Source organism: Bradyrhizobium sp. 139 (assembly GCF_023074175.1).
In the GTDB taxonomy this organism is placed as follows: domain Bacteria; phylum Pseudomonadota; class Alphaproteobacteria; order Rhizobiales; family Xanthobacteraceae; genus Bradyrhizobium.
Genome location: NZ_JADPKS010000020.1, coordinates 1 through 518, shown reverse-complemented (window position 1 = coordinate 518; position 518 = coordinate 1). Strand labels below are relative to the sequence as shown.

Genomic DNA, 518 nt, shown 5'->3' with positions numbered 1-518 from the left:
TCCTGCATCTATCCGAAGCTGGCCCCACAGCCGCTGCGCGAGGATTCGGTGCTATCAGGCCCGCTCGAGCCGACCAACGAGCCCTATGCGATCGCCAAGATCGCCGGCATCAAGATGGCGGAAGCCTATCGCAGCCAGTACGGCAGCGACTTCATCAGCGTGATGCCGACCAATCTCTATGGCCCCGGCGACAATTATCATCCCGAATTGAGCCATGTCGTTGCCGCGCTGATCCGCCGCTTCCACGAGGCGAAGGTTTCGGGCGCAAAGAGCGTCGCCGTGTGGGGCACCGGCACGCCGCGGCGCGAGTTCCTCTATGTCGACGACATGGCGGATGCCTGCGTGCACCTGATGAAGAGCTATTCGAGTGCGGAGCTGGTCAATATCGGCACCGGCGAGGACATCACAATCGCCGAGTTCGCGCGGGTCGTGGCTGACGTCGTCGGTTACGGCGGCGAAATCACCTTCGACACCTCGCGTCCCGATGGAACGCCGCGCAAGCTGCTCGATGTCAGCCG

Annotated in this window: 1 protein-coding gene; it reads left to right on the top strand. The window is 63.1% G+C overall.

Features of this window, described 5'->3' with window-relative positions; genetic code table 11:
• Positions 1–518, top strand: a 518-nt coding sequence (locus IVA80_RS04950; protein ID WP_247426110.1) for an NAD-dependent epimerase/dehydratase family protein, incomplete at both ends; no start/stop codon positions are given.